This window comes from Actinomycetota bacterium, assembly GCA_013152275.1.
Classification (GTDB): Bacteria; Actinomycetota; Acidimicrobiia; order Spongiisociales; family UBA4744; genus BMS3Bbin01.
This window is the reverse complement of record JAADGS010000026.1, coordinates 110,557-125,495: the sequence shown is the minus strand read 5'-3', so window position 1 is coordinate 125,495 and position 14,939 is coordinate 110,557. Positions and strand designations below refer to the sequence as shown.

Below are 14,939 nucleotides of genomic sequence, written 5' to 3'. Positions count from 1 at the left end.
TAAAGCCAAAACCCCTCACCCTCAACTAGAGCCTTCTACTGCCGGACGGGATGGCGCAATCAAGTTGATCACAGACCCCTCCGGCACTCCATCGGCCAGCACCGCTTCGAGTGCGGCGGCTTTGGCCGCCATGTCGGCGGGTGCTCCCAACCGGACGTACACCGCGGCGGTACGTGACCACAGCTCGCCGTCGCGGACATCCATCACGGTCCCCGAACGCATCGCCGCCGGGAGAGCCGCCACGAATTCGACCGCACCGCCGACCAGTCCCCGACCTGCAAGTTCGCCGGGTGCTCCGGGATCGATGTCGCCAAACAGAAGCAGCGCCGCATCCTCCGGAACATGATCGGACGGGCCCAGGAGCATGCCGTCCGCAGCGATCAGCAACCATCCGTTTGCCCGTTGCAGACCTGCTGCCACCGTTCGCTCACGTATTTGGATCTCCACGGTATGAGGGAACGTTCGGCTGACCTTGGCCCCGGAGATCCAAGGGTCTTGCTCGAGCAGTCTTTCGACGGTGCGAGGCCGCACACTCAACATCGGTACGTCCACGCGAACACCTGCATCCTCGATGATCGTTGCAGCATCGGAATGCTCCACCCCGTACAAACCAATCTCCTGCACGGCCAGCCCCGGCGATTGAATGAACCATGCCCCGACACCAAGCAGGCTCGCCAGCGCCATCATCCACAGGACCGTCCTCAGCCGCCTGCGAGCCGCCGTCTCTCTCACTTGGCGACGCCGACGCTCCAGACGCGGCTCGATGCTCATGCATCGTCCCCGAACCGGCCCACCAGCCGAACTTCCGGCTCCAGAGCAACACCCATCTCCTGTAGCCGATGTTGAACGCCGCGTATGAGCGCATATACATTCGCCGCAGTCGCCTCCGGTCCCGCCTCGATGAAATTGCCATGCATCATCGACACCCGCGCTCCGCCGACGGTGAGACCCTTCAGGCCGGCTTCGTCGATCAACCGTCCTGCGCTATCTCCGGGTGGATTCTTGAACACGCTCCCAGCGTTGAGAACTCCTCCCGGCTGGTGCTCCTTTCTCCATCGGATGATGTCACGAATCAGCTTCTCGCTCGCTGCGCGCTCCCCCGGCTCGGTCGAAAACTCGGCGCTCGTCACGACGTCGAGCGGTCCGAGGCGTGAATGACGGTAGGACAGATTCAGATCCGAGGGGCCAAGTCGATTCGACGTCCCACGTGCGAGGTCGATCACCATCGCCGACACGAGATGGTCGCGCGTCTCGGAACCATGACAGCCGGCATTCATCCTCACCGCACCCCCCACCGATCCCGGAATGCCCACGAAGAACTCGAGGCCGCTCCGACCGGCCTTCACCGCCGTCCTCGCCAGGAGCGGCAGCGAGGTCGCAGCGCCTGCCGAGACCGTGTCTCCGATGCGCACCCAGGAGAACCCGGCTCCGAGGCGCACGACGAGGCCGTCGAAACCTTCGTCCGAGACGAGGATGTTGCTCCCGCGCCCGAACACCACCACCTCGATCGGTTCTTCTGCGAGATGCCGGGCAATTCGCTCGAGTGCATCCTCTCCCTCGACCGTGACCAGGTAGCGGGCCGGCCCGCCGAGCTTGTATGTGGTCAGCGGTCCGAGCGGAACATCACGGTCGAGGAATCCCTCGGCGACCAGTGAGTCCCACACACTCATCCTTCCTCCAACAGTTTCACCAACTCGGAGCCCAACAGGGTGATGTCGCCCGCGCCGAGGGTGAGCACGAGATCACCGGCCTGGACCTTCCCGGCGAGGAAGTCACCAAGGTCCACCCTGTGTGGGACATAGGTGACATGACTGTTGGTACGCGCCCGCGCCGCGTCGGCGACCAACTCCCCCGTCACACCCGGCACCGGCGTTTCTCCCGCGGCGTAGATATCGGTGACGACGACCTCATCGGCAGCAGAGAACGCTGCGCCGAACTCGCGGTGGAGCTCCTTGGTTCTGGTGTAGCGGTGCGGCTGGAAAACGGCCCAGACACGACGCCATTCGCCGCGAGTCGCCGCCTCGATGGTTGCTGCGATCTCCGTCGGATGATGAGCGTAGTCATCGATGATTGTCACCCCGGCCACGCGGCCACGGAGTTCGAATCGGCGTCGCACTCCACGGAACTGCTGGATGCCGGCCGCAGCCCCTTCGACATCGAAACCCAGTTCGGCGGCCAAAGCGAGGACGCCTGCCGCATTGCGAGCGATATGTAGACCCGGCCTGGGGACCGTCACGGCAGTGTGCATGAACGTGAAATGCACCGCATCGCTGGCGAGAGTGAGGTCTCGGATCCTCCAACGCGCATCATCACTGAGCCCGTACGTGGGCCGGTTGCTGCGCTGTGCGACCCTTTGAGATCCCGGATCGTCCGCACAGATCACGACCGGGCCGTCCACCTTGCGGACCACTTCCACGAACGCGTCCTCGAGCGCATCCATCGATCCGTAGTAGTCGAGGTGCTCTGCTTCGACATTGGTCACCATGAGCGCACGCAGATGCACCGAGAGGAACGTGCCAAAGGCCTCGTCGGCTTCGAGAATGAACAGATCATCGGTCCCGACGGCGGCATTGGTTCCCAGCCCGATGAGTTCGCCGCCAACCACGAAGGAAGGTTCGAGGCCTGCGCCTCTCGCTGCAGCAACCAACAGGGCACTCGAGGTTGTCTTTCCGTGGGTTCCGGTGGCTCCTACGGCAGGCATGTGGGAGGTCAACGCCTCGAGAAGCCGTGGACGGTCCCAGACTGCAATTCCCGCGGCGACTGCGGCACGAAGCTCCGGGTCCGAGTCAGGAATGGCGGAGGAGGCGACCACGAGCCCGGCGTCTGCCATCGCGTCCGGACTGCTGCCTGCCCATGTCTCGATTCCAAGATCCGACAGGCGCTCGAGCGCGATGCTCGGACGGATATCCGAGCCGCTCACCCGATGACCGAGTCCCGACAGCAGCTTCGCCAGCGCGCTCATCCCGGAGCCTCCAACTCCAACGATGTGGACGCGTTCGGCAAGTTCAGCCATGGGCAGACACGAGTGTGGCGGCAATCCGTTCGGCGGCATCGACGCGGGCCATCGAGATCGCCGCTTCGGCCATCTTCCTGCGTTTCCCTGGGTCTTCCACGAGCGTTCTCACAATAGTTCGGAGACTGGAGATGTCCTCCTCGGCGAGGTGCACCGCGGCTCCGGCACGCTCCATCGCGGCGGCATTCGACGCTTGGTGTCCGCCGCCGAAGCCTCCGGGCACGAGAATGGAAGGAGTGTGCGTTACCGCAATCTCGGCGACGGCAACCCCTCCGGCGCGAGATACGACGAGATCGCTCGCCGCGTAGAAGTACTCCATTGCATCTTCATAGCCCACGACGATCCAAGGTATGCGCGCTCCGGCCGTATCGACAGCATCCACATTCCGCGTACCGACGAGATGAAGCAGCGAGATCGGAGGACCGTCCCAATGGCGCGCAAGGTCCCCGATCGCAGCGTTGAGAACCCCTGCCCCGAGACTGCCTCCGAACACCCCGACGACCACCGTGCCCAAATCGAGACCGTAGCGCGCCAGGGCGACGTGGCGCAGATCGGAGCGACTCGTCAAGAAGTTTCGCCGTATCGGTGTGCCGACCGTTTCGGGATGGCGAACACCTTTGGTCCCATCGAAGGATACGAACGTCGTTTGGGCCCACCGGGACATGATCCTGTTCGCTACTCCGGCTGCCCCGTTCTGCTCGTGCAGGTACAGGGGTATCCCCATCCGGTGCGCGGCCCATCCGACCGGTACGGTCACGTAGCTGCCCATGCCGAGGACCACCTTCACTCCTCGTGACTCGAACTCACTTCGTGCTCGTCGAGATGCCGTGCGCACCACGAAGGGGAGCTTGAGGTTGTCGATCGCCAGACTTCGCCTCAGGCCCTGTAGCCGGAGAGCGAGAAACGGAAAACCCGCTTCCGGATAGACCTGTGCCTCCAATCGATCTCCTCCGACGAACAGAACGTCCCGTTTGGCCACTCCGTGACGTTCCAGTTCTTCGGCGATGGCAAGGCCCGGGTAGACGTGCCCCCCGGTACCCGCTGCGGCGATGGCATAGCTCATGCGGTTGGATTCGTCCCGTTCCGTGCGATGTTGACAAGCACGCCGATCGCGCCGAAAGCCGTGACGAGAGAACTCCCCCCGACGGACATGAACGGCAGCGGCATTCCGGTGATCGGAAGGAGGCCGACGACACCCCCCAAGTTGACGAGGGCCTGGAGCGAGAGCCAGGAGACGATCCCAACTGCGAGCATGCGGCCGAAATGGTCGGGTGCACGCATCGCAATGAGGTAACCAACGACGCCGATCAGGGCGAACATCGCGAGCACCGTCACCGCTCCTGCGAATCCGGTCTCCTCACCGATAATGGCGAAGATGAAGTCGGTGTGGGCGTTGGGGAGGAACGACCATCGGGCGCGACTGGCACCGAGCCCAACGCCGAACGCTCCCCCGGTTCCGAGGGCAACGTAACTCTGGACGACTTGCCAGCCGCTACCGAGCGGATCGGCGAACGGATGAAGAAACGACGTGAGTCGTGCGCGCCGGTACGGGGACACCATTGCGAGGAGGAATGCGACCGCGGATCCACCGAATGCCGTCACCGCAAGGTGGCGAAGTCGTGCCGCCGACACGGCGGAGACGGCGAACGCTGCGCCGAAGATCACCATCGCCGTACCCAGATCCGGCTCCAGGAGAATCAGGAGCACGGCAACACCCCCGGACACTCCCAGCGGCACCGCGAGGTGCCACATGTCACCGAGCAGGCGCTCCTTTCTCTCCAGAGCAGCCGCGAGGTAGACGACAACGGCGAACTTCGCGAACTCCGATGGCTGGATCGTCAGCGAGCCGATCTCGATCCACCGCCTCGAGCCTCCGGCCACAACGCCGAACTGCAGCACGGCGACAAGACCCGCAATTGCCACGACGAGGAGTGGGCCCGCAGCCTTTCGGTAGACGCGATAGGGAACTCTCGCAGCAATGATCGCCACAACCACTCCGACCCCAATCCAGAGCGCCTGCTTCTTGAAGTAGATCCAGCCGTCGCCGTACAACTCGATCCCGACCACCGATGATGCCGACCTGATCGCGCCGAGACCGATCACGGTGAGTAGCGCGACGGGAACCAGCAGGAGGACTGCGTACCGCGCGTTGGCGGAGCGTCGCCGGGTAACCTTGCGCCGGGCGGTCCTGGCACGGGTGATCGAAGTGACTCCTGTGCTCATCGTCGCTCTTTCAGGTCGCGAACTGCTTTCACGAATGCGTCGCCACGTGCCCGATACGACGAGAACATGTCAAAACTCGCACAGGCCGGTGCGAGCAGCACCGTGTCACCGGTCTCGGACACGGCATCCGCCATCGCGACCGCCTCCTCCATGGTGGACGCAGCCGTCCACGGGGTATCGCCCGCGGCCTCTGCCAACTCGGATGCTGCCTCACCGATCAGTACGAGATGTCGGATCGACCCGACCGCTGCGACGGAAGACAGGTCCGTCCCTTTGTTGCGACCACCTGCGATCAGCACCACCGACGGGAACGCCCGTATCGAAGCAACGGCGGCGTGCGGGTTCGTCGCCTTCGAGTCGTCTACCCACTGCACCCCGTGCCAGGTTCCGACGAGGGTGCGCCTGTGTGCAGCAGGTCGGAAGGACCGGACGGTTGCCTGCACGGCCTCGAGCGAAGCCCCCATCTCCAGCGCAGCTACCGCTGCAGCCTTCAGGTCGGTGATGAACGCAGCATCTCGAACCGGAACCTGCTCCGGTGGAATCGAGAGTGCCCCGTAGGTGAAACCCTCACGATAGGAGAGAGGGATCTTGCGAGCGACGGCGGGTTCGACGAGCCGTGCCGCCCCCTCGTCTTCGGCGTCATAGATCAGGACGTCGTCCTCCGTCTGATTCTCGAAGATTCGTGCTTTCGCCTGTCCATAGGCCGCAAGCGAACCGTGCCAGTCGAGATGATCCGGTGCGAGATTGAGCACCACGGCGACCTGTGGATGAAACTCCTCGACAAAACGCAGCTGAAAGCTGGATGCCTCGACGACAACGACGTCCCACCGTCCCCCGGCGACATCGGACAGGGCCGTGCCGATGTTGCCGGCTGCCATCGCTCGAAGTCCGCCGGCCCGCAGCATGGCGGCAATCAGAGACGTAACGGTCGTCTTGCCATTCGTACCGGTGACGGCAACCAACGGCGCCTCGATGTTTCTGGCTGCGAACTCGAGTTCCGACCACAGGGGTATCCCCGCCTCGAGCGTGTCGGTGACAGGCGCGGAGCGTTCCGGGACTCCTGGGCTGACGACGGCCAATTCCATGCCGATCAGGAGGTCTGTGCTCCACGGTCCGCCAACTGCCGCGAACCCTTCGGCGAGCACGGACTGGGCAACCGCCGGGTCGGCGTCGTACACCGTCACCCGATATCCAAGCCGCGCCGCAAGCCGCGCTGCAGCGGATCCGGACACCCCGCCACCGATGATCAGGGTACGCATCAGTTGGCCCTGAATGGGATGTCGAGAAGCCCGCTGTTGACGAAGTCGCCGTAGAAGATACCGAGGGCCAACGCCACACAGAGCCCCGCGATGATCCAGAAACGCACAACGACCGTGGTCTCGGGCCAACCGCCGAGATCGAAGTGATAGTGGAACGGAGCCATACGGAAGATACGGCGACCCGTCAGCTTGAAACTCGCAACCTGCAGAATCACCGAAGTCGTTTCGGCGACGTACAGACCTCCGAGCAGGATCAGCAACAGTTGCGTGTTGGTGAGCAGGGCCAGGGCCGCCATCAGCCCGCCGAGCGCCTGAGATCCCACATCACCCATGAAGATCCGCGCCGGGGCGGCATTCCACCAGAGGAACCCCAGGAGGGCGCCGACCATCCCCGCAGCAACGACCCCCAACTCGAGTGGGTCCAGACCGCTGTAGAACTCCGGATGCCGAAACTTCCAGTACCCGATGATCACAAACGCTCCGAAGACGAGGACGGCGGACCCTGCAGCTAGCCCGTCCATGCCGTCCGTGAGATTCACCGCATTGGCGAATCCTGCAAGCAGGACCAGCACGAGGATGACGAAGAACACACCCAGGTCGATACCGAGGGGACGGGTGAACGACAACTCCGTCGAGATACCCGCGTTGGTCGCTCCCCAGGCGAACAACGCAGCCACGGTGAGCTGACCGCCGAACTTCGCCGCTTTTCCGAGTCCCAGGCTGCGCTTCTTGGAAACCTTGAGGTAGTCGTCGACGAGACCGAGCGCACCCATGCCGGTGAGTGCGAACAGCGCAAGCAGCCCGCCGTTTGAAAAGGGGATGATGGAGAAGTGGAAGCCCTCGAGCCCCCAGAGCCTGATGTGCGACAGGAAATAGCCGATGAGGACGGCGCCGATCATCACCACACCACCCATCGTCGGAGTCCCCTGCTTGTGGAGATGGCCGGAGACCTCCTCTTGGATGAACTGACCGATGTTGTGCTGCCGGAGCTTGCGGACCGCCCACGGGGTCACCAGGATCGAAACGACAAAGGCAACGCCTGCGGAGATCAAGAGGGTGATCATGCGCGGGACTCCAACGCCTCGCGGGCCACCTCCCGGTCGTCGAACGGTACCGTTCGATCCGCGAACTCCTGGACACGCTCATGTCCCTTGCCAAGGATCAGGACGATGTCTCCCGGCTCCGCGACTCGCACGGCTTCGAAGATCGCACTCCGTCGGTCCAGATTGATCAGCGCCTCCGATCCATTCATGCCCGAAGCGACCTGGTCTGCGATCGCCGCCGGATCTTCGGACCTTGGGTTGTCGTTGGTGATGACCACGATATCGGCGGACGATGCGGCTGCACCCATGAGCGGGCGTTTGCCATGATCCCGATCGCCGCCCGCCCCGAAGACGACGATCACCCTCCCTGGAACCGCTCCTCTGGCAGCATCGATGGCGGCTTCGATACCGTCGGGCGTATGCGCATAGTCGACGATCACGGCGACCGGGTGGTCACCGCTGACGATTTCAAAACGGCCGTGCACGGGCTCGACGTTTCTGAGGCCCGATGCGATCTCGTCCATGCTGATCCCGACGCTACGAGCACACCCCGCGGCGACCAAGGCATTCGCCACGTTGAACACCCCTCCGATCCGCAGGTCCACGGCGAATCGTCCTTCGGCACCGACGAGAGTGAAGCTGCTGAGAGCAGCATCGGAATGCACGGAGACGGCACGGATGTCTGCATCTATTCCAAATCCAACAGTGGTGATCGGAAGTTCGGTAGACCTGGCAAGCCTGGCACCGTACGGATCGTCGATGAAGATGACCGCCTCCTCCGCCTTCGTCGGTGAGAAGAGTTGAGCTTTCGCGTTGAAGTACGTGTCCATATCCTGGTGAAAGTCGAGATGGTCCTGCGTGAGATTCGTGAAGGCTGCGACCCGAAACACCGTGCCGTCGACGCGATGTAAGACCAGCGAATGCGATGATACCTCCATGGCGACCGCTTGAACGCGCTCATCGCGCATCCGTGCCAGCAGACGCTGCAGCTCTGATGCCTCGGGCGTCGTGCGTTCCAGCGGAATGGTTTCCGTACCGATGCGAGCTCCGATGGTTCCGATCAACGCCGAGCGCACGCCCGCGCTGCGCAAGATCGTGTCGAGAAAATAGGTGACCGTCGTCTTGCCGTTGGTGCCCGTGACCCCGACGACGGCCATTTCCCGCGCAGGGTATCCATGAACGGCCGCGGCGAGGGGACCCAGAGCGGCACGGGTCTCGCCCACGATCAGCTGCGGAACCGGAACCTGGACCGGATGCTCGACACATACCGCCTCCGCCCCGGCTGCAACGGCCGCGTCGACGAACTGGTGGCCATCCGTCCTGAACCCACGAATCGCAACGAACAGACTTCCGGGCCGGACATGTCTGCTGTCATGCTCGACATCTTCGATCAGAGCGTCCGATCCGACCACGCGCCCACCGACGTGTGCGGCCAGAGCGTAGAGCGTTGCCGATTCAGGAGGCATCGGGAGGCACTCCAAGTCGGTGCAGCGTGTCTTCGGCAATCTTGGAGAATGCCGGTGCAGCGACCCTGCCGCCGCTCGAACCCACTTTGGGCGAGTCGACGACAACCGCGACAACGATCCGAGGATTGCTCGCCGGGGCCATCCCGACGAAGCTCACCACGTAGTCGTCCGTATAGCCCTCTCCTTCCACGAACTTGCGGGCGGTGCCGGTCTTCCCTGCCGCCGTGTAGCCGGGGATTCGCGCCTTCCCGCCTGTTCCTTCGCTGCTCTCCACCACATTGCGAAGGAGAGATCTCATGACGCGGGCCGTGTCGACCGAGACGACTCGCCGTTCCTCGGGCGCTATCGGACGGTGGACTCCGGACCCATCGACGAGTTCACGGACGAGATGCGGTTGGACCCAGATCCCGTCGTTGGCTACCGCTCCATAGGCCGCTGCCATCTGAAGCGGAGTCACCGAGACCGCGTAGCCGATGGCTGCAGAGGCAAAGCAGGAAGGGCAGGTCGGGTCGAGGTTCAGTCTGCCTGTGGACTCTCCGGGAACATCCGCTCCGGTCTTCCTGCCGAGGCCGAACGCATCGATGTAGCGTGCGAGATTCGAGTCACCGAGCCGTTGACCGATGAGAATCGTCCCGACGTTCGACGATCTGGTCACGATGTCTTTCACGCTGAGGATTTCGGTCGGATGTCGCTCCGCATCGTGGTAGCAACCGTTGATCTGGTCACCCGCGGTGCTGAAACGGCCTTCGCAGGCTCCATCCACCACCTCGATCACATCTGGGACCTCGAACGTCGTGGCGGCGTTGACCGCACGCTCCTCGAGGGCCGCGGCGATCGTGATGAGCTTCTCGGTGCTTCCCGGCTCATAGGTACCGAGCACCGCCCAGTTCACCCACCTGTCTGGAGTGGATGCGCTGCGATCGTTGGGGTCGAAACCCGGTACTACCGCGATGGCCAGTACTTCTCCGGTGGAGGGATCGAGCACGACGGCCGTGCAGCGTTCCGCTTCCGTCCGTTCGAGTGTCGCCTTGCACTCGCGCTCGGCGATGAACTCGATATCTCGGTCGATCGTTGTCACCAGATCGCTGCCAGGAATGGCAGGGCGAACATCGTACTGGCCCTGGGGGATCACATTCCCGTCCAGGCCCTGCTCGAATCGGACCTCTCCCGGTGTGCCGCTGAGTTGCTTGTCGTATCGGTACTCGAGACCTTCGAGACCGTTGCCGTCGGGGTCGACGAAGCCGAGGACTTGCGCGGCCAGGGACCCTTCGGGGTAGACACGCATGGCTTCGGGATACGAGTAGATGCCGGGCAGTTCGAGTCTCTCCACCTGCGCCGCGGTCTCGGCATCGATCTGACGTGCGACCGTCACCCATCTTCGACCGGACCGAAGGGTCGCCAGCACCTGCGCCTGATCGAGACCCAGGGTAACGGCCAGAAGCTCGGCGACCTGGGTCGGCTGCTGGAGATGTTTCGTATCCGCACCGATCGTCTTACCCTGGACGGTGATGGCCAGCTCACGCCCATCCCTGTCATAGATCGTGCCGCGCTCGGCAGCGAGCACCTTGACCTTCGCCCTCTGCTCGAGGCCCATCTCCTTGAGATCCGCCGCTTGGACGATCTGTAGCTGAAACAGGCGCATGCCCACGCCGAACCAGGCAAGGAGTATCACCACCGCCACGACGAGCAAACGTCCTCGGCCCGAGCGGCGGCCTCCCGGCCCACCGCCCATGACTAGCTCCGCGGCCGAAAGATCGCGGTGAGCGCCTCCGGGGACACTCTCTCCGCGAGGCTCCGGCCGCCAGCACTGGTTCCGGTAATCCTCATGGCGATGCGGTGAGAATCGACTTCACATCGGCGAAGCGGTCCTCGGTTGGAGGCCGGCGGTCGCCCACACCGTCGGCAATGACAACGCGGACCTGCTCGGGGTATGTCAGTCCCAACTCCTCCGCGAGTGGGACGATGCGCTCCGGAGCCTGCAGGCGCGCGACCTCGAGGCGTAGCTGCTGGTACTGGACCTGCTCGGCCTCGATCTGTTTGGAGAGATCATTCAGTTCGAGTGCCGGCTTGTCCAGCGCCACACGAGAAAGGATGAGAGCGAAGAAGAGTCCGATGGCAAGCACCGTGAACAGCACCCACGTGCCGACTCTCGGCCGCACCGATCGCCTGCCGACAATAACCTTCAGTCGGCCTCCCGCCTGGGGAACGCTCTCTGGTCGAGCCGTCATGCCGCGGCCTTCTCGACAGCCCGAAGCTTCGCACTGCGCGCTCTCGGGTTATCGGTGATTTCCTCTGCTCGAGGTGTCACCGGTCGCCGCGTCAGAATGCGGAGTTCCGCGCTCTGGCCACATCCGCATACCGGCAGATCGGGAGGACACACACATCCCTGGCCGCCACTGAGGAACCGGCGCTTGACGATGCGATCTTCGAGAGAGTGGTAGGAGATCACCACGCACCGGCCTCCGGGGGTCAGCGAGTCGATTGCAGTGTCGAGCCCCGCCTCGAGCGCTTCGAGCTCGTCGTTGACGGCGATCCTGAGGGCCTGAAACGTGCGACGGGCCGGATGTCCACCGGTTCGGCGGGTCGCTGCAGGGATGGCATCGCGTACAACGTCCGCGAGTTGCACGGTGTCTCGGATCGGGCGCGCCCGGACGATGGCCCTTGCGATACGGCCGGCGAATCGTTCCTCACCCAATGTCCGCAAGATGCGCGCGAGGTCGTTCTCGTCCCACTCGTTGACCATCTCGGCCGCAGCCGTCGTCGCGTCCGGCCCCATACGCATGTCCAGGGGTCCGTGGGTTCGATACGAGAAGCCGCGAGTCGGTTCGTCGAGTTGATGTGAAGAAACGCCCAGATCGAACAAGGCACCAGAGATCTCCTCGACACCTTCCTCCTCGAGCAAGGTCGCGAGATCTCGGAAGTTTCGTGCGCGGACCCCGGCGGAGAGAGCAACGGCATCCGGATCCCTGTCGATCGCGAGGATCGGATGGCCCAGTTGCCTGGTCAGGGCTCGACTGTGGCCGCCGCCGCCGTAGGTGGCATCCACGATGATGCCATCCGGAATGGGACGCAACATTTCAACGACCTCGTCGACCATGACGGGCCTGTGATATCGATTCTTGTCCGGTGTCTGATTCATTGCCAGCCCCCCGGGCGCTGGCACCATTGGGAAGCGGGCGGAGTAAGGGGCTTTCCTCATGGTTCCGGGGGGCTGGCGATGCACCAGTCCTGGGTGCGCCTAGATTCCTTCGATGCCGAACTCCTCCTCGATGTCTGCGTAGTAATTGTCGGCTTCGGACGAGAGCTGCTCCCAGCTCTCCTGGTTCCAGATTTCAATGCGGTCCGCAACACCCACCACGACAGCCTCTCGGTTGAGAGCGGCGTATTCGCGAAGACGTTCGGGAAGCATGATCCGCCCTTGCCGATCAGGGGTGTCCTTCTTGGCACCGGCAAACACCGAACGTGTATAGGCGCGGACCTTTCTGTTCGTGCGGGGCAGGCGATTCAATCTCTCCACCTCTTCGGCCCATCGGTCGAGAGGAAAGATGTAGAGGCATCGCTCCTGCCCCTTGGTGACGACGCAACCGTCGGCGAGCTCAGCACGAAACTCGGCGGGCAGCACGACGCGCCCCTTCGGGTCGAGCGTGTGCCGATGCTCACCGAGGAACACGGCTCAGTCTCCGATAATTGCATCTACGGTCCTCCACTGTGCCCCACTATGGCCCATTTCGCGCCACATGTCAACCACCTCGCTCCCCCATGCCCCATCGTGTGGCCGGACGTACCGTAAGCTGAGCACGATGCATCTCGTCGGACGTCGAATCCTCGTGACCGGCAGCTCTTCCGGCATCGGGAGGGCCCTCGTTGACGCGTATCGCGACGAAGGGGCCGATGTGTGGTCGGTGGCGCGCACCGAACAGACAGAAGATGCGCGATCGATCTCCGGGGACATCACGATCGCGGAGACTCGGGCAAAGATCGTGGAAGCGCTCCAAGGCGAGAGTATCGATGTCGTCGTCCACGCTGCAGGTGTTCTCGGTCCCCCTCGAACCGAACTCGCACACTATCCGGAGCAGGCCTTCCGGCGAGTCCTCGAAGTGAACATCGTGGCCGTTCAGCTTCTGCATCGAACCCTGGCCGCTCACTACGGCCCCTTCCCGACCGTCATCGGTGTCTCCAGTTCCGTGGGAAGAGTCGGCAGGAAAGGTTGGGGAGCCTACGCCGTTTCCAAGTTTGCTCTGGAGGGATGGCTGGAGGTTCTTGCAGACGAGTGGACCCTCAACGGAAAGGTCTACTCGGTCAACCCCGGAGGGACTGCGACCCGGATGCGTGCAGCGGCGTTTCCGCACGAGGATCCGACCCGACTTCCGACACCCATGGAGATCACTCCGATCTTCCTCCGGCTTGCGCATGCTCAGGTCGACGAACCAACCGGATCCCGCTTCGATGCGCGCGACTGGATCGGAAGCGACCCGTGGACGGGCATCGACGCGAGCTGACAGCACTGCTCCGCGCCTTGTGCCCTGTGCTGCATGCCTCGGCTTGCCGAACGAGGAGGCCTCGGTCCGCGGCCGATGGCTGCCGACCGGTAACCGAAACGAGGACCTCACGGACATTCTGTGCATGCCGACCGGCCCTTGCACACTAGGCTGAGAGCCAGCCCATTCCGCGGGAGTACCTCATGCACATCATGGTCGCCACCGACGGCAGTCTCGATCCCGGCAAGACGGCCGACTTCCTCAAACATCTCATCAGACCCGACGATCGCGTGACGGTGCTCACGGTCGTAGAGATTCCACGCTCTCTCCTCTCAGATCTGCGAGCACTGTTCGAACAGCGGGACGTCCTTCAGGGAGCCGACACGGACGACGAATACGTATCTCCGACACCGATCACCACACTCTCTCCCAACTGGCCGGGAGACGACACGATCCTCGCCCGCTACGTCGACGACCAGCGGGAGCGGAGAGCCGAACCGCTCGTTCAAGCACTCACCGAGGCCGGACTCAACGCCGAGGCCGTCGCCGTAGAGGGCGCGGATCCCACACGCCCGATCCTCGAGGCGGTTGAACGTGAGCACGTAGACCTGCTCTGTGCCGGAGCGCATGGCCGCGGAATGTTCGAAGGGCTCCTCGGCTCCACGAGTACTCGGCTGGCGAGACGTGCCCCATGCCCAGTGCTCCTGATTCGCATCTAGACATCAGACAGCAGAGCGTTCCCTGCAAGAGGGCACCGTCTGAACTACCGACGACTGATGGCTGATGACTGGTGGGCACCGAAGCGACAAGTCCTTGACACGGAGCGTGACCGGGGCAAGACTCAGCGTATGCGAGTCGTCGGCTATGTGAGAGAGCTTTCCGACCGTTCGCACGGCGGATCGATCTTCGCTCAATCCGAACGGATTCGACGCTGGAGCTCCGAACAGGGCTACCAACTCCTCGCAATGTGTCAGGATGTGAGAAGCCCGAGCGGGGAGCCTCTCGACGAGGGGTTTCGAGCTTTGCTCGAGATCGTCGGTGCAGGGCATGCCGATGCGATCGTGGTTCCCTCACTCGAAGCATTCTCTTCAGACTTGCTCATACAGGAAGTCATCCTTCAGGATCTGCGCGATCGCGGCGTCAGGGTGATCAGCACCGCCGAAGCCGACGTCGAAGTACTTGCCGACGCTCGGGTGGATGCCGCCAGACTGCTCATACGTGACGTCCTCGCCCGCCGAGCCGAGTACGAACGGGCCATGGGTACTCCGGCTTCTCCGGACGACCAGATCGTTGCCGGCTCCGAAGGGGACGTCGTGATCGAGCTCATCCCGGCACAGAGCGCATAGACTCGGCATGCATCTGCCACCGGTGCCGGCGGGAACCACGCACTCGATCGGTCCCTCGGCAGTTCCGAGTCACATCTGACCGACAATCGATCGCCAACCGCCGAGCACTCG

At 63.5% G+C, this 14,939-nt stretch carries 15 protein-coding genes; 3 read left to right on the top strand and 12 right to left on the bottom strand.

Annotated features, from left to right (window positions below):
• Nucleotides 1-21: 21 nt before the first annotated feature.
• The 12 genes from GXP34_03520 to mraZ all read right to left on the bottom strand — a co-directional run bounded on the left by GXP34_03520 (nucleotide 22) and on the right by mraZ (nucleotide 12,674).
• Nucleotides 22-771, bottom strand: coding sequence for an FtsQ-type POTRA domain-containing protein (locus GXP34_03520; GenBank protein ID NOY55035.1), 750 nt, complete (start codon nucleotides 769-771; stop codon nucleotides 22-24).
• Nucleotides 768-1,670 (bottom strand): UDP-N-acetylmuramate dehydrogenase, encoded by a 903-nt coding sequence (gene murB / locus GXP34_03515; GenBank protein NOY55034.1) that lies wholly within the window; start codon nucleotides 1,668-1,670, stop codon nucleotides 768-770. Before murB ends, GXP34_03520 begins: the two co-directional genes overlap by 4 nt.
• Nucleotides 1,667-3,013: a UDP-N-acetylmuramate--L-alanine ligase gene (gene murC, locus GXP34_03510; GenBank protein ID NOY55033.1), complete on the bottom strand. Its 1,347-nt coding sequence runs from the start codon at nucleotides 3,011-3,013 to the stop codon at nucleotides 1,667-1,669. Before murC ends, murB begins: the two co-directional genes overlap by 4 nt.
• Nucleotides 3,006-4,076: a UDP-N-acetylglucosamine--N-acetylmuramyl-(pentapeptide) pyrophosphoryl-undecaprenol N-acetylglucosamine transferase gene (locus GXP34_03505; GenBank protein ID NOY55032.1), complete on the bottom strand. Its 1,071-nt coding sequence runs from the start codon at nucleotides 4,074-4,076 to the stop codon at nucleotides 3,006-3,008. The genes murC and GXP34_03505 overlap by 8 nt, the downstream gene beginning before the upstream one ends.
• Nucleotides 4,073-5,236, bottom strand: a complete 1,164-nt coding sequence (gene ftsW / locus GXP34_03500; protein ID NOY55031.1) for a putative lipid II flippase FtsW — start codon at nucleotides 5,234-5,236, stop codon at nucleotides 4,073-4,075. The genes GXP34_03505 and ftsW overlap by 4 nt, the downstream gene beginning before the upstream one ends.
• Nucleotides 5,233-6,495, bottom strand: coding sequence for a UDP-N-acetylmuramoyl-L-alanine--D-glutamate ligase (gene murD, locus GXP34_03495; protein NOY55030.1), 1,263 nt, complete (start codon nucleotides 6,493-6,495; stop codon nucleotides 5,233-5,235). Before murD ends, ftsW begins: the two co-directional genes overlap by 4 nt.
• Nucleotides 6,495-7,559, bottom strand: coding sequence for a phospho-N-acetylmuramoyl-pentapeptide-transferase (locus GXP34_03490; protein ID NOY55029.1), 1,065 nt, complete (start codon nucleotides 7,557-7,559; stop codon nucleotides 6,495-6,497). Before GXP34_03490 ends, murD begins: the two co-directional genes overlap by 1 nt.
• Entirely contained in the window at nucleotides 7,556-9,004 is a 1,449-nt protein-coding gene (locus GXP34_03485) for a UDP-N-acetylmuramoyl-L-alanyl-D-glutamate--2,6-diaminopimelate ligase (protein ID NOY55028.1), read from the bottom strand. The genes GXP34_03490 and GXP34_03485 overlap by 4 nt, the downstream gene beginning before the upstream one ends.
• Nucleotides 8,994-10,685, bottom strand: a complete 1,692-nt coding sequence (locus GXP34_03480) for a penicillin-binding protein 2 (GenBank protein NOY55027.1) — start codon at nucleotides 10,683-10,685, stop codon at nucleotides 8,994-8,996. The genes GXP34_03485 and GXP34_03480 overlap by 11 nt, the downstream gene beginning before the upstream one ends.
• Nucleotides 10,686-10,827: 142 nt before the next feature.
• Nucleotides 10,828-11,232 (bottom strand): hypothetical protein, encoded by a 405-nt coding sequence (locus GXP34_03475; GenBank protein NOY55026.1) that lies wholly within the window; start codon nucleotides 11,230-11,232, stop codon nucleotides 10,828-10,830.
• Nucleotides 11,229-12,143 (bottom strand): 16S rRNA (cytosine(1402)-N(4))-methyltransferase RsmH, encoded by a 915-nt coding sequence (rsmH, locus tag GXP34_03470; protein NOY55025.1) that lies wholly within the window; start codon nucleotides 12,141-12,143, stop codon nucleotides 11,229-11,231. Before rsmH ends, GXP34_03475 begins: the two co-directional genes overlap by 4 nt.
• A 99-nt stretch (nucleotides 12,144-12,242) precedes the next feature.
• On the bottom strand, nucleotides 12,243-12,674 hold the full coding sequence (gene mraZ / locus GXP34_03465; GenBank protein NOY55024.1) for a division/cell wall cluster transcriptional repressor MraZ: 432 nt from the start codon (nucleotides 12,672-12,674) through the stop codon (nucleotides 12,243-12,245).
• A gap of 130 nt (nucleotides 12,675-12,804) precedes the next feature.
• Here mraZ and GXP34_03460 point away from each other — a divergent pair, with 130 nt between their 5' ends.
• The 3 genes from GXP34_03460 to GXP34_03450 all read left to right on the top strand — a co-directional run bounded on the left by GXP34_03460 (nucleotide 12,805) and on the right by GXP34_03450 (nucleotide 14,828).
• A complete protein-coding gene (locus tag GXP34_03460) occupies nucleotides 12,805-13,503 on the top strand; it encodes an SDR family NAD(P)-dependent oxidoreductase (GenBank protein ID NOY55023.1) in 699 nt (232 codons plus the stop codon).
• A 182-nt stretch (nucleotides 13,504-13,685) separates the two neighbouring features.
• A complete protein-coding gene (locus GXP34_03455; GenBank protein ID NOY55022.1) occupies nucleotides 13,686-14,201 on the top strand; it encodes a universal stress protein in 516 nt (171 codons plus the stop codon).
• A gap of 57 nt (nucleotides 14,202-14,258) precedes the next feature.
• Nucleotides 14,259-14,828 carry a recombinase family protein gene (locus GXP34_03450; GenBank protein NOY55021.1) on the top strand — a complete coding sequence of 190 codons (570 nt, stop codon included), beginning with the start codon at nucleotides 14,259-14,261 and terminating at the stop codon, nucleotides 14,826-14,828.
• Nucleotides 14,829-14,939 lie beyond the last annotated feature (111 nt).

Excerpts from the sequence above, each read along its gene's own strand:
- GXP34_03450 (NOY55021.1), top strand. The coding sequence starts at position 14,259 with ATGGCTGATGACTGGTGGGCACCGAAGCGACAAGTCCTTGACACGGAG.
- GXP34_03455 (NOY55022.1), top strand. The coding sequence starts at position 13,686 with ATGCACATCATGGTCGCCACCGACGGCAGTCTCGATCCCGGCAAGACG.
- GXP34_03485 (NOY55028.1), bottom strand. The coding sequence starts at position 9,004 with ATGCCTCCTGAATCGGCAACGCTCTACGCTCTGGCCGCACACGTCGGT.
- murB (NOY55034.1), bottom strand. The coding sequence starts at position 1,670 with ATGAGTGTGTGGGACTCACTGGTCGCCGAGGGATTCCTCGACCGTGAT.
- murD (NOY55030.1), bottom strand. The coding sequence starts at position 6,495 with ATGCGTACCCTGATCATCGGTGGCGGGGTGTCCGGATCCGCTGCAGCG.
- GXP34_03475 (NOY55026.1), bottom strand. The coding sequence starts at position 11,232 with ATGACGGCTCGACCAGAGAGCGTTCCCCAGGCGGGAGGCCGACTGAAG.
- ftsW (NOY55031.1), bottom strand. The coding sequence starts at position 5,236 with ATGAGCACAGGAGTCACTTCGATCACCCGTGCCAGGACCGCCCGGCGC.
- GXP34_03520 (NOY55035.1), bottom strand. The coding sequence starts at position 771 with ATGAGCATCGAGCCGCGTCTGGAGCGTCGGCGTCGCCAAGTGAGAGAG.
- rsmH (NOY55025.1), bottom strand. The coding sequence starts at position 12,143 with ATGAATCAGACACCGGACAAGAATCGATATCACAGGCCCGTCATGGTC.
- GXP34_03490 (NOY55029.1), bottom strand. The coding sequence starts at position 7,559 with ATGATCACCCTCTTGATCTCCGCAGGCGTTGCCTTTGTCGTTTCGATC.
- GXP34_03460 (NOY55023.1), top strand. The coding sequence starts at position 12,805 with ATGCATCTCGTCGGACGTCGAATCCTCGTGACCGGCAGCTCTTCCGGC.
- murC (NOY55033.1), bottom strand. The coding sequence starts at position 3,013 with ATGGCTGAACTTGCCGAACGCGTCCACATCGTTGGAGTTGGAGGCTCC.
- GXP34_03505 (NOY55032.1), bottom strand. The coding sequence starts at position 4,076 with ATGAGCTATGCCATCGCCGCAGCGGGTACCGGGGGGCACGTCTACCCG.